At 41.7% G+C, this 22,866-nt stretch carries 20 protein-coding genes; 10 read left to right on the top strand and 10 right to left on the bottom strand.

What is annotated here, in order from left to right:
* Positions 1-33 precede the first annotated feature (33 nt).
* Positions 34-1,881, bottom strand: a complete 1,848-nt coding sequence (gene asnB, locus MKY17_RS06280; protein ID WP_098371328.1) for an asparagine synthase (glutamine-hydrolyzing) — start codon at positions 1,879-1,881, stop codon at positions 34-36.
* 285 nt (positions 1,882-2,166) lie between these two features.
* Here asnB and MKY17_RS06275 point away from each other — a divergent pair, with 285 nt between their 5' ends.
* Positions 2,167-2,733: a DUF2777 domain-containing protein gene (locus MKY17_RS06275; RefSeq protein WP_076367203.1), complete on the top strand. Its 567-nt coding sequence runs from the start codon at positions 2,167-2,169 to the stop codon at positions 2,731-2,733.
* Positions 2,734-2,790: 57 nt separating this feature from the next.
* On the opposite strand, the gene MKY17_RS06270 is transcribed toward MKY17_RS06275, so the two are convergent.
* The 4 genes from MKY17_RS06270 to MKY17_RS06255 form a co-directional block, all read right to left on the bottom strand.
* Entirely contained in the window at positions 2,791-3,132 is a 342-nt protein-coding gene (locus tag MKY17_RS06270; protein ID WP_063232221.1) for a YisL family protein, read from the bottom strand.
* Positions 3,133-3,265: 133 nt separating this feature from the next.
* Positions 3,266-4,447 carry a DUF418 domain-containing protein gene (locus tag MKY17_RS06265; protein WP_098371329.1) on the bottom strand — a complete coding sequence of 394 codons (1,182 nt, stop codon included), beginning with the start codon at positions 4,445-4,447 and terminating at the stop codon, positions 3,266-3,268.
* A 41-nt stretch (positions 4,448-4,488) separates the two neighbouring features.
* Positions 4,489-5,763, bottom strand: coding sequence for an MFS transporter (locus MKY17_RS06260; protein ID WP_098371330.1), 1,275 nt, complete (start codon positions 5,761-5,763; stop codon positions 4,489-4,491).
* Positions 5,764-6,016: 253 nt separating this feature from the next.
* Positions 6,017-7,609, bottom strand: a complete 1,593-nt coding sequence (locus MKY17_RS06255; RefSeq protein WP_339201507.1) for a long-chain-fatty-acid--CoA ligase — start codon at positions 7,607-7,609, stop codon at positions 6,017-6,019.
* A gap of 224 nt (positions 7,610-7,833) precedes the next feature.
* On the opposite strand from MKY17_RS06255, the gene MKY17_RS06250 reads away from it, so the two are divergent.
* The 6 genes from MKY17_RS06250 to MKY17_RS06225 all read left to right on the top strand — a co-directional run bounded on the left by MKY17_RS06250 (position 7,834) and on the right by MKY17_RS06225 (position 9,800).
* Positions 7,834-8,055, top strand: a complete 222-nt coding sequence (locus MKY17_RS06250) for a spore germination protein (protein WP_098371407.1) — start codon at positions 7,834-7,836, stop codon at positions 8,053-8,055.
* Between the two features lie 22 nt (positions 8,056-8,077).
* Positions 8,078-8,284: a spore germination protein GerPB gene (locus MKY17_RS06245; protein WP_098371332.1), complete on the top strand. Its 207-nt coding sequence runs from the start codon at positions 8,078-8,080 to the stop codon at positions 8,282-8,284.
* Positions 8,285-8,366: 82 nt separating this feature from the next.
* Positions 8,367-8,978, top strand: coding sequence for a spore germination protein GerPC (gerPC, locus tag MKY17_RS06240; RefSeq protein ID WP_098371333.1), 612 nt, complete (start codon positions 8,367-8,369; stop codon positions 8,976-8,978).
* Positions 8,968-9,147, top strand: coding sequence for a spore gernimation protein GerPD (locus MKY17_RS06235; protein ID WP_098371334.1), 180 nt, complete (start codon positions 8,968-8,970; stop codon positions 9,145-9,147). The genes gerPC and MKY17_RS06235 overlap by 11 nt, the downstream gene beginning before the upstream one ends.
* A 5-nt stretch (positions 9,148-9,152) precedes the next feature.
* Entirely contained in the window at positions 9,153-9,560 is a 408-nt protein-coding gene (locus MKY17_RS06230; protein WP_098371335.1) for a spore germination protein GerPE, read from the top strand.
* 21 nt (positions 9,561-9,581) lie between these two features.
* Positions 9,582-9,800 (top strand): spore germination protein, encoded by a 219-nt coding sequence (locus tag MKY17_RS06225; protein ID WP_098371336.1) that lies wholly within the window; start codon positions 9,582-9,584, stop codon positions 9,798-9,800.
* 45 nt (positions 9,801-9,845) lie between these two features.
* Here the strand turns inward: MKY17_RS06225 and trpB are convergent, their stop codons facing one another.
* From trpB to MKY17_RS06200, 5 genes are all read right to left on the bottom strand, one after another.
* Entirely contained in the window at positions 9,846-11,009 is a 1,164-nt protein-coding gene (gene trpB, locus MKY17_RS06220) for a tryptophan synthase subunit beta (RefSeq protein ID WP_098371337.1), read from the bottom strand.
* A 128-nt stretch (positions 11,010-11,137) separates the two neighbouring features.
* On the bottom strand, positions 11,138-14,872 hold the full coding sequence (gene addA, locus MKY17_RS06215; protein WP_098371338.1) for a helicase-exonuclease AddAB subunit AddA: 3,735 nt from the start codon (positions 14,870-14,872) through the stop codon (positions 11,138-11,140).
* Complete coding sequence (addB, locus tag MKY17_RS06210) at positions 14,865-18,362, bottom strand: helicase-exonuclease AddAB subunit AddB (RefSeq protein WP_098371339.1); 3,498 nt, start codon at positions 18,360-18,362, stop codon at positions 14,865-14,867. Before addB ends, addA begins: the two co-directional genes overlap by 8 nt.
* Before the next feature lie 189 nt (positions 18,363-18,551).
* Positions 18,552-19,115: a signal peptidase I gene (lepB, locus tag MKY17_RS06205; RefSeq protein ID WP_098371340.1), complete on the bottom strand. Its 564-nt coding sequence runs from the start codon at positions 19,113-19,115 to the stop codon at positions 18,552-18,554.
* A gap of 33 nt (positions 19,116-19,148) precedes the next feature.
* Positions 19,149-19,763: a TVP38/TMEM64 family protein gene (locus MKY17_RS06200; RefSeq protein WP_098371341.1), complete on the bottom strand. Its 615-nt coding sequence runs from the start codon at positions 19,761-19,763 to the stop codon at positions 19,149-19,151.
* Positions 19,764-20,055: 292 nt separating this feature from the next.
* On the opposite strand from MKY17_RS06200, the gene MKY17_RS06195 reads away from it, so the two are divergent.
* From MKY17_RS06195 to MKY17_RS06185, 3 genes are all read left to right on the top strand, one after another.
* On the top strand, positions 20,056-20,427 hold the full coding sequence (locus MKY17_RS06195; RefSeq protein ID WP_098371342.1) for a hypothetical protein: 372 nt from the start codon (positions 20,056-20,058) through the stop codon (positions 20,425-20,427).
* Between the two features lie 1,371 nt (positions 20,428-21,798).
* On the top strand, positions 21,799-22,638 hold the full coding sequence (locus tag MKY17_RS06190) for a ComEC/Rec2 family competence protein (RefSeq protein ID WP_098371343.1): 840 nt from the start codon (positions 21,799-21,801) through the stop codon (positions 22,636-22,638).
* Positions 22,639-22,857 carry a DUF3006 domain-containing protein gene (locus MKY17_RS06185; protein ID WP_098371344.1) on the top strand — a complete coding sequence of 73 codons (219 nt, stop codon included), beginning with the start codon at positions 22,639-22,641 and terminating at the stop codon, positions 22,855-22,857.
* Positions 22,858-22,866 lie beyond the last annotated feature (9 nt).

Below are 22,866 nucleotides of genomic sequence, written 5' to 3'. Positions count from 1 at the left end.
ACGGGGCAATGAAAGTCATCCGCCCCGTTTTTTTCAATCGATTATTTGGATATCATATTCTTTGAACCATACATGGGTTTGTGCCAAGTGAGCAAGCAACTGTGGACCTGACATCAATTGCCCGAACCACGGCACTTTAAAAGCGGCACCCTTGGAATCTACTATATCGGTTAGCTTCTGTTTATCGAAAAACTCATGCAGGACCGAATTTTTATCCGTAAGTAAGTCTTTCAACCACGCCTGCACACGGTCTGTATAAATAGGGTTATGGGTTTTTGGATATGGACTTTTTTTACGATACAATACCTCATCAGGTAACAGCCCCTCCAACGCCTTCCTTAGAATACCCTTCTCACGGTTGCCTTCCATTTTCATTTCCCAAGGAATGTTCCATGCATATTCAACAAGGCGATGGTCGGCAAATGGAACGCGCACCTCTAGACTTGCACCCATACTCATCCGGTCCTTCCGGTCAAGGAGCGTCGTCATGAACCATAATAAGTTCATATAGAAAAGCTCTCTCCGCTTTGCTGCCACACCGCTTTCCCCTTCCAATTTAGGCGTTTCGGCAAGGGTGGTCAAATAAGCTTCCTGCGCATATTCCTCGAGCTTCAATTTCTCGCGCCATTCCGTTTTTAATAAAGATACCCGCTCCCCAGTCGATCTCATCCATGGAAAACCAGCACGATTCAAATCATCCTCACGATGAAACCAAGGATAACCGCCAAAAATTTCGTCCGCACATTCGCCGGATAGGCCTACGACAAAATCCCGCTTGATTTCCTTACAAAACCAAAGTAAAGAAGAATCGACATCCGCCATGCCTGGGAGGTCCCTTACAAGGACAGCTTCCGTTAAATAATCCGTCAACTGCTCTTGAGTGATGATCGATGAATGGTGAACCGTATTAAAGGTATCCGACATCTTTTTAATCCAATACCCATCAGAGTTAGGCTGAAAGTCATTTGCCTTAAAATAGCGCTCATTATCTTCATAATCGATGGAATACGTATGAAGCTGGCCTTTTCCTTCTTTTTGATAGGCGTTTGCCGCAATGGCTGTTATCGAGCTTGAGTCAAGCCCTCCCGATAAGAAGGTACACAGCGGAACATCTGATACAAGTTGCCGTGTGACTGCATCTTCGACAAGGAAGCGAACCTTCTCGGCCGTCTCATCAAGAGTATCCCGATGTTCTTCGCTTTTCACATTCCAATATCTCCAAATCCGGAGGCCTTTCCTTGATAAGGTAAGCGCATGGGCAGGCCTTAATTCCTGGATATTATGAAATACGCCTGAACCTGGCTTTCGGGATGGACCAACACCAAAAACTTCAGACAACCCTTCGCGGTCAATCTCCGTTTTAACATCCGGATGGGCCAGAATCGCCTTAAGCTCCGATCCGAAAATGAACCCGCCGTCCCTTTCCGCGTAAAAGAATGGTTTTACTCCCATGCGATCTCTTCCAACGAATAATTTCTGTTCCTTTTCATCCCAAATCGCAAATGCAAAAATCCCATTGAACAAGTCAATGCATTTTTCTTTCCATTCTATATAAGAAATTAGTAAAACTTCTGTATCAGAATGACCGTTAAAGGAATATCCTTTTAATAATAGCTGTTTACGAATATCCTCGGTGTTATATAGCTCACCATTATAACAAAGTGTATATCTGCCGTTTTCGTGATTTTTCGTCATCGGCTGTTTTCCGCCTTCCGCATCGACAACCGTTAACCGTTTATGACCAAAGGCAACATGGGCTTCGCTCCAAACATTTTCTTCGTCTGGCCCCCGCTTTGCCAACGTTTTTGTCATGTTTTCCAGTGTTTTCGTTTTTGTCCGTAAATCTTTTTGAAAATGCACCCAGCCTGTTATCCCACACATTTTACACTTCATCCTTTCTATCCGGACCATCAAAAATAGATTGGCTCCCTGTCTTAAAAAAGATTTACAGTCCCTAAGTACCGATCAGCAATTCCGTAGGACTACCCTGCCCACATCGCCCGGCGTTGTTAATGAATTGTTGAGCAAAGCATCCCGTGTTTAAACATAGCCTATGCAAAGACGGAAAGATGGTTATTTGTCCATAAAATTTTAAAATATACAGTTATATTTTCATTGGATTTTGACTAAAAAGTAGGTGAGGATTCCACTATTGGAGGTATATGTATGAGTCAGCAACAACGAATCAAGTTAATGAACAGGCAAACAAGAGCTTTTACCGAAGGAACAGTGGAAAATATCAATCAACAATGGATTTTTTTCGATGATGAAACAGATGAGGCCTGCTCCATTGAAGACCACGTTGATAGCATCATTGAAGTGTACAGGGGTGGGCGCTGGCAGCAAGGAGTAGTTGAAGAAGAGGGGAAAATCTTGCTTCACCGGGAAATCACCTTCTTAAGGGAAAATGAGCCCATTCGGATACGCAAAAAACTGCTCTACTCTTTTGAACGTTTATTGGAAGAATTGAACGATGATTCCTTTTTCCAATTTGTAACGACATTGAATTCACTTGATTTTTCTATTTATGATTGTATATATAGTTATAACCAGCTCACCTTTTTAAGGGCCGTCCCTAACCAGTCCGGCGTGAATTTCTTCACCTTTGATAATGAGAGCCAAATATGCCTCGTCCAGCACCACTTTTCTTATGGGAAAAAGGATCACGATCGTTTTGAATTCACCCTGAACACTGGAAAAAGGATCGTCATTGAGAAAGTGAATTCACAATAAAGGATAAAAGAAAACGGGTAAATGAGGTTTCCTCATTTACCCGTCTTCAATTCAGTATTAAAAAAAGTCCATTCCTTGTGGCAGCGAAAGCCCTAAATAAAGGACGAATATAAGCGCTACGATGAACAATATCCACATGGCACTTGTGCTTTTCCCTTTTTTCGTACGGACCAGCACCATTTCCATCGCCGCAATCACGATGATTCCAACAATCATTTTTACTGCGTAAGCACCAAAATCAGTGATCAGCATACCGCCAGTCAGGAAAATCAATAGATAGAACAACCGTGTTATCATATGTAGCATTTTCGCTTTCGGATTTCCACCTTTAAGCATCGAATATGTGACAAAGAAAAGAATGATTCCGATAACCCAAGCCGTAATATGCATATGTGTCATTTTTTTGCCCCCTCGTTCAGTTTCCATTTCATCATATCATAGGCTTTTACAAAAAAACAAAACTAAGGAATCACCTGAACGGGTAAAACCAACAATTTAATGAACACCATTTACATTTCTTCTTAACTGGTCCCTACCTGCGCATAACCGGCTTTTTACCATATGTAACCAAACGCCATATATATTCAACCGGTCCGTATTTAAACAGCCCCATCCACAATAAGGAAAGCAGAATTTGGAGGCAAAACAGGGCTATTAAGAAAACAAATCCTGTCGTATAAGAGACTGATCCATATAAGCCAAGGCCATATGAATAAAAAATGGCCGTACATACTATCGATTGGAACAAGTAATTGCTCATCGACATCCTTCCGATATACGAAAGCGGGTGTAAGAGGCGGAAAGCCCCTGCCTGTTCCGCCAAAAGCGTAATTGCCGTGATATAAAAAATCGTAAGTAACGGCCCTCCCAAATAATCCTGCACGAATATCGTACCAAAATGGTAAACCGTCACATATGGCAGAATCTTAATTGACATGCCCAATAGCAAGCTTACAATCGAAATCATCTTCAATTGTCGTTTATATTGGGTTGGATTTTGGAGAATGCCTTGTTTTGCAACGCCTGCTCCAATTAAAAAAAACGGAAAAATCGATAAAAAAAGGATAATGGCATTATTAGGGTTATTCACCATATACCAATCCAGTGCCCTTTGACTCATTATGTCCGTAAATGTACCAGATTGATAAACTTCCAAAGACTGTTTCATCATCGCCGAATCAGTCGTTATTGCCATCCCTTCCCTATCAAAAATGCCCAATATAAGAAATAGCGAACCCAATATCGCAAAAGGCAGGACATAACAAACCGAGCCTAGCAGAATTAAATTCCTGCCCTTCATTTTATAAAAAAATAAAAATGCAAACCCAAATACAGCATAATTAATGAGGATGTCCCCATGCCAGATGAAAAAAGCATGAATGCACCCGAGTATCAGCAGGAAACTTAGCCTTTTCATATATAGTAAAGGAAATGAAATACCCTTTTCTTCAGTCCTTACAGCTAGTATGATTGCCCCGAAACCGAACAGAAAGGCGAATAATGGATAAAAGCTGGCCTGTGCGACAATATCACTGAATCTGTACAAAATCCTGTCCCATCCCTCGGACCACCGCTCGGCACCATCTATGTACAAGAGCGGAGAGTGGAAAGAAGGCATATTCACTAAAAAAATACCTAAAATGGCTAATCCACGTAAAACATCGATGCTTACGATCCGTTTATTTTCCTGCAATGGTACCATTGTGCCCTTCATACCGTACACCCTCTTTCATCCATACAGATTTAGCATCTTTTCTATAACTCCATTGCATCATCTTTAACTTTCGTGACCGCTTTTTGCTTTTTTATCAGTATGACAAACAAGCTGCCCAATAAGCAAAAGATTCCTGCAAGAAAGAATGCCCATGTATAGGAATTGAATATTTTGAAGATAAGCCCTCCACCGTACGCCGCCACTGCTGCACCCACCTGATGGGCCGCGAATATCCAACCGTATACAATCCCGCTTTTCTCCATGCCAAAGACTTGCCTTGAAATGCTTATGGTTGGAGGAACGGTGGCTATCCAATCCAAGCCATAAAAAACGGAGAAGATTATCAATAGACCGATAGAGCCTTCATTTAGCGCAAAAGGAAGTAATACGAGGGAAGCACCCCTTAGAGCGTAATACCAAAACAACAGCCAACGGTTATCGAAACGATCTGATAACCACCCGGATACAGTCGTACCAATCAAATCAAAGATTCCCATGAAAGATAGCAGTGATGCTGCCGTCACAACCGGTAAACCAAAACTAATGCAGTAAGAAATGAAATGTGTGCCGATCAACCCGCTCGTTGAAAGACCGCATATAAAAAAGCTTCCTGCCAATAACCAGAATTCCTTCACTCTCACTGCTTCAATCAATGACTGAAAAGCCATGGCGATGGGGTTCTTCTTTTGGACTATAACAGCCTCCTGACTTTCCTCTTCTAATCCATATGGAAGAGTGCCAACTTCCATCGGATTGTTTTTCATGAATAAAAGGATGATTGCCAGCATGATCAAGCTAAGGATTAAAATTAATCCAATCGCCCATCTCCATGAATAATTCTCAATGATGATGGCTAAAACCGGAAGTAAAATGAGCTGGCCTGTGGCTGTACTTGCCGTGAGTATCCCTACCGCCAGCCCCCGCCTCTTCTCGAACCAACGATTTGCCACATATGGGCTCAAAACCGTTAAAAACACTCCAGAACCCAATCCAATGATAATTCCCCAAATTAAAATGAGCTGCCACTCATGCTCCATGAAAAAAGTGAGGAAAATCCCTCCCAATAAAGTGGACATGGCCAATACCATCATTTTCTTCAATCCAATCACTTCAATTAGAGCGGCCATGAATGGACCCGATAATCCATAAAGAAAAAGACTTATGGCGAAGGCTAAAGAAATGACGGACCGGTCCCACCCGAACTCACTTTCAAATGGTACGATGAATACTCCCGATGATGACCTAACGATTCCCGCTACAATAATCGAGAAGAAGGTTATGATTAAAATAACCCAGCTATAATGAATACGTTTCAATGCTCTCCCCCACAATCCAAAAATCTTAGAATCAACATGATGAAAAAGAAAAATTATAATAATTTGAAATATTTTATAATAGTAACACTTTATCGTTAAACAGGATGCTTTTTTCGAAACAAATTCCAGTGCTCCTAAAATGACCGTCCATATCCAACAATGGCATGAGTTACTCTTCATAGTTTAATATGAAACCGAATTTAAAGGGAAACAGAAAAAACGCTGATCATTTCTGACCAGCGTTAGCGAGGCATCAATTAACGAATCTTCCTAATTTCCCCTTAATTTCCCAGTAATCATTACGGAGATGGATTTTTTGTATTTTCCCCGATGCCGTTTTTGGAAGCTCATCGACGAACGATACACTGGTAACTGATTTGAAATGAGCTAGTTTTTCCCGTGTGAAGGACTTTATATCATCCTCCGTTAATTCCACGCCCGTTCTTGGCACAATGAAGGCATGCGGCGTCTCTCCCCATTTTTCATGCGGAACGGCAATGACTGCCGCTTCAAGAATTTCCGGATGTTCGTAGAGTACTCCTTCCACTTCTATGGAAGAGATATTTTCTCCGCCACTAATGATGATATCCTTTTTGCGGTCAACGATATCAACATTGCCATTTTCATCGATTGTGGCCATGTCCCCAGTATGCAGCCATCCATTTATTAGTGTCTGGCTTGTCGCTTCTTCATTTTTCCAATAACCTAACATCACTCCATGACTGCGGACGATGAGCTCCCCGATATCCACGCCATCATGGGCCACTTCCTCCCCATTGCCATGGATGACCTTTACCTCACTGCCTATGATGGGATATCCGGCTTTCGCCTTCATTCTGTATTTTTCTTTTTCAGAAAGATCATCGAATTCAGAACGAATCAGCGATATCAGACTAACCGGTGTTGATTCAGTCATTCCGTAAATTTGAATGAATTCCCAGCCTAACTCTTTTTCCACCCTTGTAACGAATGCAGGAGGCGGTGCGGAACCCGCAACGACGATTCGGATATCCTGCTCGATATTCGTAACATTCCGTTCATAATATTGAAACAGCGAATTCAGAACCGTGGGTGCCATATGCATTATGGAAACCTTATGCTTTTGCAATGCCTCAAATATCATTTCGGGGCTGGTTTTCCTCAAACAAACTTGAGTGGCACCATTTGCCGTATAATAAAATGGGGCACCCCACCCATTCACATGGAACATCGGCAGTACATGCAAATATGTATCGCGGTCATTGACCCTGAAATGATGCATCGCACCCAGGGCATGTAAATAGTTATTGCGATGAGTCAGCATCACCCCTTTGGGATTTCCTGTGGTCCCGCTAGTATAAAGGAGGCTCGAAACATCATTTTCATCCACGGACTCCCGGTTGAAGCACTTGTTATCATAACGTTCCAGCCAATGGTTGTAATCGGTTTCATTTATCTCTTCATTTTTATAATGAACGATTATGTGCTCCACCGATTCAAGTTCATCCTTGACAGGGAAAATTAGATGATACAATTCCTGATCTACGAAAAGGACCTTTGACTCGCTATGGTTCAAAATGAATACATAATCGGCAGGCTTCAAACGGATATTCAATGGAACGATTACTGCCCCAAGCTGAAAGACCCCATAAAAGCCTTCAAGCATTTCAATTGAGTTAGGTGCCAAATATGCCACCTTGTCACCCTTTTTGACTCCAAGGTCCCTTAAACCATTCGAAAGCTGGTTGACACGGCCGTTCAGCTCTAAGTATGTTAAAACCTTGTCATCTCCAATGATTGCTTTCTTATCGCCATATAGTAAGGCTGCTCGATCCAAGAAATGCGATAATACTAATGGTACATTCATTTCCTCACCTCTAATTTTATTTGAAGATTCTGAATTAGTATTATATTACCATATCTGTTATCAAAATTCCAATAACATTTACCATTGTTATATAACAATATATTGGTAGGCAGATGAATCACATCAATCATGAGTCAACATACAATACATTGAAACTCCCTTCAGTGATAGGCTCATGGCCTGAGATTCAAGGGAAAAACCAGAATAAAAAAAGGGTGATTTTCTTGCCAGCCATCGTAGGAGTCGTTCAAGTTATCAACGTCGGTAGCAGTGGAATTGTCCATATTGGGGACGTCTTTAAGATTAGTCCATATACCACCTCAAAAACGTTTGCAGGTGCTGGCTCTTTTAATACAGGTGAATCCATATCCCTCTATAATGCCTACAGCACCACAAATACAAATGATACAGATGGTGTCGATCAGCCACTGGTCTTAAATCTCTAATGGCTTTAAGAAAGGAGTCAGCATGATCTTCAATATTCACCAGACCATACAAATCAATATGATAAAAATTGAAAGCATCGCCAATTCATCCGTTTTTCAAATAGGAAGCGCCGGGGTTATTAAACCATATTCCACCTTAGCCAATACCGGAGGCTTCACTGAGCCTGCTCCACAAATTGAAGCTGATGTAGTCCCATCAACCAGTTTCGTCCCGTTTACCCGCTCCTAGTTCATAGGCATTCACCTACCTCCAACTTTTTCATATACTGTCTTATATAAAATTAACTTATGTGAAGGTGGGGTGTTGAATCGTGAATCAGGATCTATATTCATATTCCATACAAATGCAGCGTTTTCTTGAAGCCCAGGATAAACGGATCATGAAACTTGAACACGAACTCAAACGCCTGAAAGATGAACTAGCCGAGCTGAAAAATAAACCGCCAATCCATGTAGATAAAATTGAATATAAATTCGATCAGTTAAAGGTCGAATCTCTAGATGGAACATTGAATATCGGTTTAAATCCAACTGATCTTAACAACATTGATGAATTTGCCGTCAACAACCAACCTGTTCAACCTAGCCCTAACCTATTTCCAGGCAGGGAGATCGTCGTCGAGGAAATTCACAACGATATACTTTCAGACTTGGAGAATATGATTCACGATGCGGAAAACCAGCTTAAAATATCATTGGAACCCTCTTATCATGATTTTATTAAGCAGGACGTCGAACGCCAGCTGCATCAACGAATCAATATGTATTTCGATAATCTTTCGTACGCGGAACGTGCTCCGCAGCAAAGGGATAATATCAAGGAAAAGATCAGGGAAAAGGTGAAATCCGATATTCAAACCGCATTATTTCAATTCATTACCCATTCACAAGCCGAGACAGGAGGAAATCCAAATGGAGTTTAATGTAACCAATCACCAGCTTTGCGTAGGAGATATTAAAATTACCGGTGTAGCAAGCTCTGCTTTATTTCTCATAGGGGATGTACAAACGGTCCAACTATCTTCCGCATTCGATACCCCGCCGGAATCCCTTATCATCGGACCATTCGTCCCATTTGCTCCAAAAGGATAAAAGAGATGTTTTCAAGAATATCAAAAGTAAAGTCTATATCTTCCAAGACACTCATTTTTAGCTCCACCATGCAGATTGGAGACTGTTCTTATATTGACGGAAAATCATTTGCCTTGGCAATCCAGAAGAAAAGCGAAACTTTCCAGTCAGTCGATATTCATTTCGAAGATTATGAAATTTCCAAGAGACCATTTTATATTCCGAGATTGAATGAACCAGTCATATCAAGTTTTTCAAATCCGAATCCCTTCATACGGGTCGGCAATATCAATATAATCGGGATATCAACCTCATCTGTAGTTGGTGTGGGGAACGTAGGCCATGCACGTATGGAATCAAGAGTGAAACACATTCGGGAGATTCCTAAAAAAACCGAAGAGACACCAATTGAGGGTTCAACCAACACCACTTAAATTTTAAAAGGAGGAATTCATATGCCAGCTATTGTCGGTCCAGTCCAAATATTCAATATCGCGGAAGGAAACCTGTTATTCGGGGATGCAGCCGTCATTTCGCCGAAATCTTCCAGCAAAACTGTCACCGGATCTGGTTCAGCTAACACAGCTGCAATCGTTTTTACGGCCAATGGCCTGAATGGTAGTAATGTCCTTGATGTCAATGGGGTCGACCAGCCCATTACAGGGAATAATTAGTCTAAGAAAAAGCCTCCCCTTTCCAGGGAGGCTTTTAAATTCGGCCTATTTTTCTAACATGTTAAATACTTGCTCGACATCTTTGTCTCCCCTGCCTGATAAATTGACGATCAGTATATCCTCTCTTGTCAACTCTTTCGCCAGCTCCAAGGCGTGAGCTAGAGCATGTGAGCTTTCGAGAGCTGGAATGATTCCCTCTGTTTTGGATAATACCTGAAAAGCCTCAAGAGCTTCTTCCCCTTTAACCGTTACATACTCCGCCCGTCCGCTATCTTTCAAAAAACTGTGCTCGGGTCCTACGCTTGGGTAATCCAATCCGGCTGCTATGGAAAATGTCGGTTTTGGTTCCCCTTGTTCGTCCACTAACGTCAAACTTTTGAATCCGTGCAATACTGCCGGGACACCTTGCGAAATACTTGGTGCTTCACTTGGCTCTACACCAATTAAACGGACATTTTCTTCATCGATATAATGAGCAAAAGCACCAATTGCATTACTTCCCCCTCCTGCACAAGCAATGATGGCAGTTGGCAGCTTTCCTTCCTTTTCAAGGATCTGGCGCTTTGATTCTTCACTTATGATTGATTGAAAATGCTTAACGATCGTTGGATATGGGTGTGGTCCCACTGCTGAACCAAGCAAGTAAAAAGTATTTTCATAGTTTTGCACCAAATCATTCAATGCCTCATCAACGGCATCCTTCAATCGACCCTGTCCCTTTTCGACCGCTACGACCTTTGCCCCCAACAATTCCATCCGAAAGACATTCAATGCCTGCCTCTCCGTATCCAGCTTACCCATATAGATCACACACTCCATGCCAAACATCGCACATGCTGTCGCAGTCGCCACACCATGCTGCCCCGCGCCCGTTTCTGCTATGATGCGTTTAGCACCCATCCGTTTAGCGAGCAGGATTTGTCCGATCGCATTATTAATTTTGTGAGCACCTGTATGATTCAGATCCTCACGCTTCAAGTATATTTTTGCCCCGCCAACCTTTTTCGTTAAATTCTTCGCAAGTGTTAACGGATTTTCGCGCCCGACATATTCTTTCAAATAATATTGAAACTCCTCAATGAATTCCGGGTCATCCTTGTATTTCAGGAATTCCGTTTCCAAAATATCCATAACTTCCTGAAGTTCACCTGGTACGAAGCTTCCACCAAACTCACCAAAGTACCCCTTACTCTTGATCTCACTCGTCATACTCTTCTCTACTCCTTTAAAAAGGTATTTTTCTCCACTAGTATATAGTAAGCATTTATACTTTTTCAAACTATTCTGTTTATTTAACCAAAAAGAAGGTCCCACATCAATGGGACACTCCTTCTCTCTTATACTTCCAATAAATGCGAGCCATCAAAGAAAAACAAGTAACGCCCGGTTACCTTCTTATTCATTATCCCTTCAACAGCCCTCGTATAAAGCTGAAGCTGCATCCGGTATCTATCGGCAAGAATCTCTTTAGCCCCTTCATACCCGCTAGCAAAACGGCCGGTGATGGTATCCGTTTTATAATCGAGGAGCACAAGACCTTGTTCATCCTCAAAGATACAATCGATCACACCTTGAATAAGTATCTCTTCATCTCCAGCTGCCCAATCGCTATAAGCTTCCTTTGCAGGCAACGACATCGTAAATGGCACTTCACGGCGAATGCTCCCGGCCCTCTGCATTCTTTGCCCGATTTCACTGTCAAAGAAATCGACGATCGTCTCAGGGTCCACAGCTTCTTTCTGTTCCTCCGTCAACAACTCACGTTGAATCAAGTCAACGATCAGTTCCTGAATCGATTGAATGGTAATCTCTTTAGATAGATCGATATGCTGCATGACTAAATGTGTAATCGTACCCCTTTCAGCGGGGGTCAGTGACTTTTCTTGCATGAAAGTCGGCCGCTTCGTGATAGGCCGCTTAAATTTACGCAACAACTCTGTGGAGCTTTGCTCGTCCTTGAGTTCATATTGACGTTTTAGTTCAGAAACGGATTGCTTGGAACGATACACCGTCGCATCATGCTCTGGGTACTCCCATTCCAGCTGTTCCTTGATATCATCATAAAACTCGGAAACGATACCGACCTTCTCCGATTTCTGGACATGATCAAGCATTTGCTCTTGAACCAGTGCCTCTTCCTCATCCAGAACAGCAAGCTCTTCACTTGGAATGACGGAAATGGACCAATTCGATGGATGCGACTCCATTTCCAAGCCAAGACCTGCAGCACCAAGAGAATCCCGATGTCGGGCAAGGGATGGACCAATCCAATCAAGATAACTTTTTGCACCTGCCCGTACATAGTCCTTTAATAGCCACTCTCCATGTGCCGCATTACTTTCCCAGTTCTGCTGCGTTTTTTCAGCATCATTGATACTGGCAATCAAATAAAGCTTCTCCTTAGCCCTTGTAAGCGCCACGTAGAGGACACGCATCTCCTCGGCAATTAATTCAAGTTGCTTTTTTTTCTTGAAAGCCAATTGAGGGAGGGATGGATAAGTTATCCGTAATTCGGAATTCACATACTTTGCCGCAAAGCCATAATCCTTGTCCAGTAAATAGGGCTTGCGTAAATCCATCATATTGAATTGCTTGGAAAGGCCGGCAATGAACACGATCGGGAACTCAAGCCCCTTTGAGGAGTGAATCGTCATCAGCCGGACTACATCTTCCTGTTCCCCTAAAGCCCGAGCTGCCCCTAAATCATCCCCACGTTCTTGCATCCTTTCTATAAAACGCAAGAAACGGAACAGACCGCGGAAAGAACTTGCTTCATATTGCCTTGCCCTGTCATAGAGCGCTCTTAAATTGGCCTGACGCTGTTTGCCACCCGGCATCCCACCTGCAAAATCATAAAACTGCGTTTCGCGGTATAGTAGCCAGATCAAATCTGATAATGCTTCCTGCCTGGCAAGCTTCCTCCACTTCACTAGTTTTTTATAAAACGCAGAGGCTTTTTCATAAAGCCCCGGATGTTCTTCCGGGTCACTCTTTCTGTAAAAATCAGCTAGCGCTTCGTAATAGCTTCCTGTATGGAATAAACGCACCTGTGACATCTCTTCTTCATCCAGCCCGACGATAGGTGAACGGAGAACGGATGCCAATGGGATATCCTGTTGCGGGTTATCTATCACCTTCAATAAGGAAATCATGATGGCCACTTCGGTCGCTTCAAAATACCCTGTCGATAAATTGGCATATACTGGAATCCCCTGCTTTTTAAATTCCTCCATGATTTGCGGTGCCCATGGCATCGATCGAAGAAGAATGACCATGTCTCGATAAGTGGCAGATCGGTACTTTTTGGTTTTCGTATCATATATCCGATGCTTTTCGCTTATAGCCTTTTTAATGAGCTTGGCCATCTGCCTTGCTTCGAGCTGTGCTTTTTCAAGCTCCTCGGCTTCAAACCCGCCGTCCGATCCTTCCGTTTCCGAATGAGCTTCCGGATCGGCTGTTCCATCAATTAAATGGAGTTCGATCGGATTTAGATCGTCTTCGGGATATGGGGCACCTTTTTTCAATTGGGCATCTTCATCATAATCAATCTCACCGACTGTAATGCCCATCAACTGTTGAAACAAGAAATTGGTCCCATCGAGAACTTCCTTACGGCTCCGGAAATTGCGGTTTAAATCAATTTTCAGTCCGGAATCAACACCATCATGAGTAAAACGTGTGTATTTTCCAAGGAAGAGATTCGGTTCCGCAAGCCTGAAACGGTAAATGGACTGCTTGACATCGCCAACCATGAAAAGATTCCCATTATATTCGCCGTCAGCCGTCACCAGTTTTAAGATGGATTCCTGAACCAGGTTCGTATCCTGATACTCATCTACGAGTACCTCTTTGAACTGGCTCCTATATTCTACGGCTGCCGCTGAAGGTTTTCGTTCACCATCCACAGTTTCCCCTGTCAAAATTTGAAGACAATAATGTTCCAAATCGGCGAAATCCACCAAGTTCTTTTCTGCTTTTGCAGCGAAGAATCGATCGTCAAACTGTTTAACAAGCATTACAAGTGTATCGACATAGCCCTTGAGCTCCCTTATATCACGCAGATAGCTTTCCGGTTTACGGGAAAATAACTCTTCCTGTAACGATTTGATGATCTTCTTCGCCTTATCACGATACTTGGTAGCCTCATCCGTAACTTCTTTGATAAAATCTCCACCAGTAAGGCGTTTTGCCGTTCCAAATTTCACATTTTGGATTTCTTCATAAAGAGCGTTCCAGGATTGATCCTTCACTTCCGAAAGTTTAGCAACCAGGGCAAGATCAGCTATATAGTTCTCAGCCCTTGGTGCCGGCCCCCCAGGGATTTTTGTCAACGCAAATGAGCGTTCCAATAAGTCCCTGGCAGTGTCCATTTGTAAACCAATATCAAACTTCAATGAATCGATAAACGAAAGATCATCAATCCCATCATCATCTGCCAACTCATACATGCTAGCAGCACCATCGAGCCATCGGGCCGGATCAGGATTCGATTGCGAAAAATCATGAAGCGATCGAACGATATTCTGAAGCGCATCATCGTTTCGATCGCTTGTGAAAGCATCAACCAAATTAAAGAACTCTTCATTATCACTTTGGCCATACTGCTCCTCGAAAAGCTCTTCCATCACTTCATCACGGAGCAGCTGGATCTCCGTAGAATCTGCAATCCGGAAGCCCGGGTCAATATCCGTCAGATAATAATACTTCCTGATCACCTCTAAACAAAAGGAATGAAGTGTGGAAATCGAAGCACGATTAATCAAGCTCAACTGCTTACGCAAATGCTGTGAATGCGGATTATCATTGATCGCTTTTTCTAATGCCTCACTTACCCGATGGCGCATCTCGGCAGCCGAGGCATTGGTGAATGTAACGACGAGCAGTTCATCTACATCGATTGGATCTTCTTCGGAAATGACTTTTTGAATGATCCGATTGACCAGCACCGCTGTTTTCCCTGAACCTGCAGCGGCCGCAACCAGAATGTCCTGATCTTTAGCCCATATCGCCTTCCATTGATCTTCCGTCCAAGTCACGTCTCCTGGCAGAGCAGGAATTTTCGTTTTACTCATCGTTCTCTCCCTCCCCCCTTAATAGCTCAAGAACGTCATTTTGTTTCTTCTGTGCCAAATTCCTGAATTGGTTTTCCTCCAGTGACTGGTCGAATTGACATACAGATTTAAAGGAACAGAAGGTACATGGCGTTTTTTCCTTTAATTTATATGGCGTTATATCCACATCACCATCGACCATTCGATCACCAGCCTCCTGATAAATACGGCGCACATGATGATTCAGAAGCGAGAACTCTTCCCTGCTGGCAACTTTGGAAGCCGCAAGGAGCGATCCGTCCTTTTTAAATCCAGCTGGAATGATATCCGACTTACCCGAATTTTCAATATCAAGCGAGGTATCCATCATCTGAATGACATTTGAATGATCTAGTACAAGTCCATTCATTTTAAAACTTTTATAAATTTCTTCTTCAATTTTATCCAAACTGAGCATTCCCTTTGATTTGACAACAGGATTATGCACATGAAAATACAAAACGCCGGCTGGAATCGCTTCTTTTCCTATAAGCGACTTGGAATGGGTGACGACGATATCTAAGTATGTCAACATTTGCAGCGCGAGTCCATAATACACTTCACTCATGTTCAGTTCCTTTTCACTCGACTTATAATCGAGCACACGCAAATAGACACCCTCATCTTCTTCCGCTTTATCCACGCGATCGATCCGCCCGATCAGTTCCATCTTCGTACCGTTTTTCAATGTGAAAGAAAGTGGAGGAAGCTCGCCATTTTTTCCGAATCCAAGTTCTAATCCGACTGGGGCAAAACCGCTCACCTTTGCATGTTCACTTAATACGATCGAGGCCCGTCCAATCACGTGTTCCAGTTTCCGGCGTAAATAGTGATGGCGGTTCGTACTTAACAAAATCTGATTTTGGAGTTTAGGAGCAAGTCTCTCCACAGCAATTCTGGCCAGTTCCAAGCATTGTTCCGGGGTCAATGCAGACCATGGAATATCATGTTCCTTTAAATAATCGGAAATCATTTTCAACGCTCCATGGAACATCTCGCCTATATCCGGGGCATCCAAACGGAAAATTTGCCGTTCCCGCAATTTCAAGCCATGAGCGGCATAATGGGAAAACGGGCAGCTATTGAACATTTCCATCCGGGATACACTTGTAAGAATGCTCTCACCGTATAATTGCTTACTTGTTTCCTCAGATAATTTCTTTGTTCTATTTTGATAAAAAAGACTCGATAAAACCTTAGTTGCTGAAGGACCGGCCATTTCATCATCCATAATGGCATTATATACATCCCACCATAGTGAATGGATTGGATAGTTCCTTTTTTTCAGCTGCAATTGGGCAGCCAGGTACGATAGGGCAACATCATGATTTGCAGCATATTTCACCTGTTCCTCAGCAGGCAGATCGGACGGATCGTTCATATAATACACATCGGACACGTTCGGCAATACGTCCCTTACCCGTTTCAAATAAGATGAGGGTAAAAGTGCCTTTCCTTCCTCATCGGCAAGCGGATATGATAAATAAAGGGCCTCAGCAGGCGTAGTAAAGGCTTTGTACGCTGTAAACTCCTCATCCAGCAGGCGCACTTTTGAACTTGGGGCAACATCAAGTCCACCAGCCAGCAGCGCCTCACGATCACTATCTGAAAATATCCCGTCAGATACAGCTTTTCCTGGCAAAACCCCTTCGTTCAGGCCGATGACAAAAGCTGTCTTCACATCATCCAGACGGGATAAATCTAGATTAGCGACCAATACTTGGTCAATTGCCGGCGGTACCAAAGAAAATTCAAGCGACTCCAGACCAGCTTCAATGATAACTGCAAACTGTTTCATGGAAAGCTCTTCCCCGCTCAGCAGTTCAACGAATTGATCCAATAGGTCGACAACTGCATTCCATGTTTGCTCATGCTCTCTTGCCGATACCAAATCACCTGCTGCTTCTGCCTCTTGTTTCAGCTTTTCCAATTTTTCCGATACATGCAATTCTTCAAGATATAGATAAAGGGCTTCACACAATTCCCTGCCATTAACAGCCTTTTTAACACGTTTTGAGAGCTTCAAGATGGGCTCGGTAAATAATTGCTTCAGCTCATTCAACTCTTGCTCAAGCTGCATTTCCTTATCCGTTTGATTCCGGTCCTCGAGTTCCAGTCCGCGGAAGCGCCGGTAGGTCCAACGATCTTTGGACGTCCACCTGCTTCCTTTAATGCCACGGGCCAGCACATAGTTTTCCAGCTTATCTACCTGTTCGCGCATTCTATCGTGGTTATTTTGCAGCGGAAATAGAAGCTCCGTCTTGATGGCACGAAATACCGGCTCATAGCGCCAATAGCCATTGATGATCTCCAAAGTGGAACGAATCAGCTCAATCAGAGGATGATTCAGCATCGTCCGTTTGGAATCGACGAACAAGGGAATTTGATAATCCCGAAAAACAGTTTGTAAAATATCTGCGTACGCTTCTCCATTCCGGACTAAAATCGCAATATCACTGAAACGGTGCTGCTTCTGTCTGACCAGCGACAAGATGTCCCGGGCAACTCCTTCGATCTCGGCTCTGCGGTTAACTGCCTCGGCGATCGTTACATCAGGCGACTGCTCAAAAGTTTGTGCAGGTCGAATGGCAAAATAAGTTTCCAGATGATTCAGTCCTGGGCTCTTTCCAAACCTTTCCGTTCCTTTTAAGATTCGATCTTCTGAAATCGGTATGCCATTCCTCAATCCAGCCTGATAAAGGTGATGATATAGATTTCCCGTTTGCCTGAACAACTGTAAATCATCCGGAGCATATTGTCTGTAGGGCTGATCTAACGTCAGCGAGATCGTTACACTCCTGCACAGCTTGATCATTTCTTCCACAATCAATAATTCCTGTGGAGTCAAACTATAAAAACCATCAATATATATATCCGCATCCCTTATATAGGAAGAACCTGCCATTTTCTCGATCAGCAAAGTGAAGTAGTCTTCTGAATCTAAATATTTGTTAACCATTTCATCCTCAAAAGCCTGATAGACCAATTCAAGATCATGCAGTTTATCCTGAATGCCGCTGCCAGCCTGCGAGGTTTCGGCCAAATAGTTTTGAATGTCATCAGGTTGGATGCAATACTGCTTGAACTCAGCCAGCATTAGCTCCATCTGTGCAATGAACCCCTGCTTATCAGCAGAACGACGAAACATCTTTAACTCTTCCTTTTTATCATCCATGATCTTCCGTATCAACATATTAACGCCTACGCTGTCCAAATGCAGCCGGCTCATCCCCCCGGTCTCCTGAAGAACGCGCCAAGCAAGCCTGCTAAAACTAAAAACCTGTGTCCGGATCATTCCGGCAAGGCCTGGTGTTTTAATTAATTTATATTCAGATAGAAACGTCATCTGATCAGGAACGAGGTAGATAATTGGATTTCCTTCGGGATCTTCTGCCAATTTGGAGCGAATTTCGTCCAATATATTCGAAGTTTTCCCTGCACCCGATCTTCCCAGTAAAAAACGGAGTGACATCTCTTTTTCCCCCTTACAACATAATATCTAGATCCATCATACCAGAAATACTTTAGTCACCATGACTAGGTTTCTGTTTCCAATTAGATTTACTTTCTATTATTTTACCGTTTCCCTTTAAAAAACACCAATCGTACGTTCGCGTTTTTCCCCAAAAGAAAAAGCCCACATAATTTTGGGCTTCCACGATCATTCACCTGTAAATTTATAATTGAAATCTTTGACCGGCCAATATCGAACATCCACTTTACCAACAACATTTTCAACCGGTATATAACCAAAGTGACGGCTGTCAGCACTTTCAAGACGATTATCACCCATGACAAAAAGTTTGCCCTCCGGAACTTTGGTTACATCCGTCAATTCTTTTAATGTAAAATCACCCGTAAAGTCCTGTTCCGGGAAACCTTCCTTGAATTTCTCAAGATAAGGCTCATCCACTTTCTTACCATTTACGTAAAGCCAATCATCTTTATAACGAATTTGGTCACCTGCAATCCCTATAACTCGCTTAACATAATCTTCTTGTGAATTCGCATGAAAAACAATAATGTCAAAGCGGTTGATATCATGAATCTGGTAATTGATTTTATTCACGACAAGTTTATTTCCATCTTCTAGGGTCGGCTGCATCGACTTCCCTTCAACATCATAGCTTGAAAAGAAAAATGTACGGATTAAGATGTAAATAACAAAAGCTATCATCGCTGGTTTTATCCAATCGGATAAAGAATTCTTATTTGTTTTTTCCATCTAGTTCAACCCCTACTGCATTTATATACTAATTTATTGCCCTTCTTCCCTCTTCATGCTTTTATTTAACCGGACTTCAAGTCTTTTCCCCACATACCATAGGATAAAGATGACGATCCCGATAATGATCGTACGCACAGGTTTATGAATTAAGGATACTAAATCGTAACCTACGAAGCTGATCGTAAAAATCATCACCGCTTTCCCTCCCACTACTGCAAGTCCATATTGCAAGGGACTGACTTTTGAAAGTCCTGCCACGATATTAACGATGGCCGAAGGTGTAAAAGGGAAGCAGAGCAATATGAACAAAGGACCGAATCCATGGCTTTCCACCCAAACCATCAACCTCTGCACCTGTTTATGCTTTTGCAAAAATCGGAAAAACCTCGTTTGTCCATATCTTCTAATAATCCAAAAGATCAAAAAAGAACCCGCTACCGCACCAATCCAAGAAAATAAAAATCCCCACCATAGGCCAAAAGCCGTTGCATTAGCAAGCACGAACACCACTAAAGGCAAAAAGGGCAAAAAAGCTTCCAGCATCGGCAGTAAGATCCCGGGAATTGGACCGAATGAGCGATATTGCTGAATAAGTGCAGATATATGATCAAGTGTAAACCACTCACGTATAGTATCCAAATCCATAATTATCTCCCTCGACATGCTGCTATCCAAGCAGCATAAACTTATTAAAAACTGTTTATTTTAGATATATCACTTTCCCCTGAAATTGCAAGAATTATTATCCATATACCTTCATACTTTCCCTAACTCCGGAAAACATAATCTTGTTAACGAATATTTCTAGATTTATCAAAACCGCTTGCATATACACTGAAAATACATTAGGATAAAAAAACAGAACAAACGTTCTTTTTTTTACATAGTATACATACTAATATTAAAAACCGTGCTACTTTAGAAAGGAGCGGTCAAGATGACCCGCATTCCAGAAGATGACCGAAATATGATTGAAAAAGCCATCTACCTCCCTATGGTTATAACAGTCTTAAACCGGGATCTCAAGGTCATCGAAATTAGTCCGTTTAAATTAAAAAGGCCCTATTCGGAGCTAGTCGAACATATTTTAAAAGTGGTTCAAGACGAACTTGCCGAGGTAAGGCGATATTTGCGCAAGGAGAATATTAAGGTTAGTGAAATCAAACGCGATGAATCCTTCACGATGTATTGTTTTTTATATAAAGGATACGAGGAACATCATAATTATTTCAATCCCCGCCTTCGCAACAAAACCGAAGACTTGTTATGTTATTACTTTTTCGAAAAAAGACACCGTTCAAGGAATTAGCGGGTTACAGCATCACCACTATATGTTTGTGAACTATGGGTGTTTGGAGCCTTTCGGGAAGGGTACAGATGACCTTCGTTGTAAGTATGTATGCCATTAACAACGCATCCCACCTTTCCTGCTTCATAAAGTTACGGGAGGCCAATTTTTGATAATCAAGATCTATAGGACTTACTTACCTCCATTCACCTGTATGAATGTTCCATAATCATATAATAATTGGCTTGTTCAAACATGGATTTTCAATTTTCGATCAAGGCATAACCTATGTAATCAAGTGAACCATTTTAGTTTTAAGATTCTTTAAATCAAAGTTATTTACATATTCCTTGGCAAAGGTTGGAGTGACCCCCGTTATGATCGTTTCCACCCTCATCAAACCAAAGCACTCATCATATTGATGAGAAAGTTAGGAAAACAGCTTTCTTGAAAGAGGCGCTTCGACAAATCAATGGTAAAGTAACTAATGTCATTACCCGCCGAAGAATGTAACACATCACTCATGATTTGAACTGAACGATTCAAGGACACAGTCCTTAACGATATTAGGTCGGGCTCGTATAATAACCATTATCCAACACTATCATTTTAGAGTCCGTATAATGTTTTTGCAAAAGATTGTTAATTGCATATCCATACTTACTATCATCTATTTGTAACCATCAATTGATATGTAAAGTATTAATTTACCTGCCAAAAAAATAAGAACCTTTCGCGAAAACGCTTGTGAAATACTGAACAAAATTATTGATACATCATGTGGTGTCTATTATATTATGCATTATGAAGTGAACCATTAACAAATTCATACCCCATTGCTTGATTGTAAAAAATTTCCTCAATCCCTTATTTCTTATAAAAACCATGCAATGTTTTATTTGTATGGTTTTTATAAGAAATAATTAATTTGAAAGTGCAAGACATTTCCGATATGGTATCAATCCTAGTTCTCAATTGCCTCTTGAAAGCTATCTTGTATATATTCATTACAAGTTTTATATCTATTCAATTCTGCTTATATCATCCGGTCGAACTCCATAATATTCATCTATTATTCTTAAGCAGTAAACAAACTCATCAACATTCTCTATAACGCTCTGTACTTTCAACTTCAGATACGTAGCCTGCTCCTTCAATACCAAGCATGTAAACTCTTATAACATTCTTCTTATAATATTCTGAGAGAAATAGATTTTCTATTGTCTTTTCACCTGTAATTTAATAGCTTTGTTAATTAAACATAAATACCTAGGTCTATTTTACCTAACCACGATTCAGACGCCCATCTTCCTTTTTTTATCACAAGGAAAATTATGTCCAAATCCCCATTTTCCCTGTTACACATGGTAAATTATTATTGGAGGGAAAAAAATGAAGAAAATAAATATTCTACTGGTCGCTGTTCTTGTTTTGTCTTTATTCACAGGACTTAAAACAACCGAGGCAGCCTCAAATGTGAAGGTACATTTCATCAACGTAGGACAAGGAGATTCAATCCTTATTCAAACAGGTAACGAAAACGTTTTAATCGATGGCGGCGGTAAAGGAAAGGGCGACGAAGTTGTAGCCTACCTAAAAAAACAAAAGGTAAAAACACTTAATGCATTAGTATCAACTCACCCAGATGCGGATCATGTGGGCGGTCTGGCTTATGTGATAAAATCGCTTAATGTGAAATCTGTGTATGCCCCTAAAATTTCTCATACTACCCAAGCATACAAAGACTTTTTAACGGCTGTTAAGCAGAAGAAGCTTACAATAAAAAAGGCGCAGACTGGCGTGGAAATCAACACTAAAGCTAAGGATAATTCCCTTAAATTCATTGCACCTGTTAAAGAATATGCTAAGTCTGACTTAAATAATTGGAGTGCAGTCCTTTTACTTAAACACGGCAAAAAAACATTCTTGTTTACAGGTGATGCTGAAGTAAAAGCAGAGTCAGATATGCTGGCTAAAAAACTGGTACCAAGTGTGGATGTACTTAAAGTCGGCCATCATGGTGCAAAAACATCAACAAGTTCAGCTTTCATTAACAAAGCAAAACCGAAATACGCTGTAATCAGTGTAGGGAAAAATGGATATGGGCACCCTACTTCTACTGTTGTAAAACGGTTGAATTCAGTGAAAGCCAAAACTTATCGCACAGATAAATCAGGTAACATTATTTTTACTTCTACAGGTCAGAAAATTACTGTAAAGACGGTGAAATAAATGGTACAAGGAATTATCGATCGCTTCGAGGGAAAGATCGCTGTCGTTGAAATCGAAGGTGGCGACATGAAGGATTTTCCTAAAAGCGCTCTTCCCAAGGGAGCAAAAGTAGGAGATATGCTGATTATCGATGGTAATACGATCACCATTTCCAAAGAAGGCACTAAGCAGTTAAGAAAAGAGATTGACGATTTAATGGATGAATTATTTGAGGATTAATTCCGGGGC

The organism is Peribacillus sp. FSL P2-0133, assembly GCF_037975445.1.
Lineage (GTDB): Bacteria > Bacillota > Bacilli > Bacillales > DSM-1321 > Peribacillus > Peribacillus simplex_E.
This window is presented reverse-complemented; position numbering and strand designations above follow the sequence as displayed.

Excerpts from the sequence above, each read along its gene's own strand:
- asnB (WP_098371328.1), bottom strand. The coding sequence starts at position 1,881 with ATGTGTGGGATAACAGGCTGGGTGCATTTTCAAAAAGATTTACGGACA.
- MKY17_RS06195 (WP_098371342.1), top strand. The coding sequence starts at position 20,056 with ATGACCCGCATTCCAGAAGATGACCGAAATATGATTGAAAAAGCCATC.
- MKY17_RS06185 (WP_098371344.1), top strand. The coding sequence starts at position 22,639 with ATGGTACAAGGAATTATCGATCGCTTCGAGGGAAAGATCGCTGTCGTT.
- MKY17_RS06225 (WP_098371336.1), top strand. The coding sequence starts at position 9,582 with ATGCCAGCTATTGTCGGTCCAGTCCAAATATTCAATATCGCGGAAGGA.
- MKY17_RS06200 (WP_098371341.1), bottom strand. The coding sequence starts at position 19,763 with ATGGATTTGGATACTATACGTGAGTGGTTTACACTTGATCATATATCT.
- lepB (WP_098371340.1), bottom strand. The coding sequence starts at position 19,115 with ATGGAAAAAACAAATAAGAATTCTTTATCCGATTGGATAAAACCAGCG.
- MKY17_RS06245 (WP_098371332.1), top strand. The coding sequence starts at position 8,078 with ATGATCTTCAATATTCACCAGACCATACAAATCAATATGATAAAAATT.
- addA (WP_098371338.1), bottom strand. The coding sequence starts at position 14,872 with ATGAGTAAAACGAAAATTCCTGCTCTGCCAGGAGACGTGACTTGGACG.
- trpB (WP_098371337.1), bottom strand. The coding sequence starts at position 11,009 with ATGACGAGTGAGATCAAGAGTAAGGGGTACTTTGGTGAGTTTGGTGGA.
- addB (WP_098371339.1), bottom strand. The coding sequence starts at position 18,362 with ATGTCACTCCGTTTTTTACTGGGAAGATCGGGTGCAGGGAAAACTTCG.
- MKY17_RS06230 (WP_098371335.1), top strand. The coding sequence starts at position 9,153 with ATGTTTTCAAGAATATCAAAAGTAAAGTCTATATCTTCCAAGACACTC.
- MKY17_RS06265 (WP_098371329.1), bottom strand. The coding sequence starts at position 4,447 with ATGAAGGGCACAATGGTACCATTGCAGGAAAATAAACGGATCGTAAGC.
- MKY17_RS06270 (WP_063232221.1), bottom strand. The coding sequence starts at position 3,132 with ATGACACATATGCATATTACGGCTTGGGTTATCGGAATCATTCTTTTC.
- MKY17_RS06275 (WP_076367203.1), top strand. The coding sequence starts at position 2,167 with ATGAGTCAGCAACAACGAATCAAGTTAATGAACAGGCAAACAAGAGCT.
- MKY17_RS06255 (WP_339201507.1), bottom strand. The coding sequence starts at position 7,609 with ATGAATGTACCATTAGTATTATCGCATTTCTTGGATCGAGCAGCCTTA.
- MKY17_RS06190 (WP_098371343.1), top strand. The coding sequence starts at position 21,799 with ATGAAGAAAATAAATATTCTACTGGTCGCTGTTCTTGTTTTGTCTTTA.
- MKY17_RS06235 (WP_098371334.1), top strand. The coding sequence starts at position 8,968 with ATGGAGTTTAATGTAACCAATCACCAGCTTTGCGTAGGAGATATTAAA.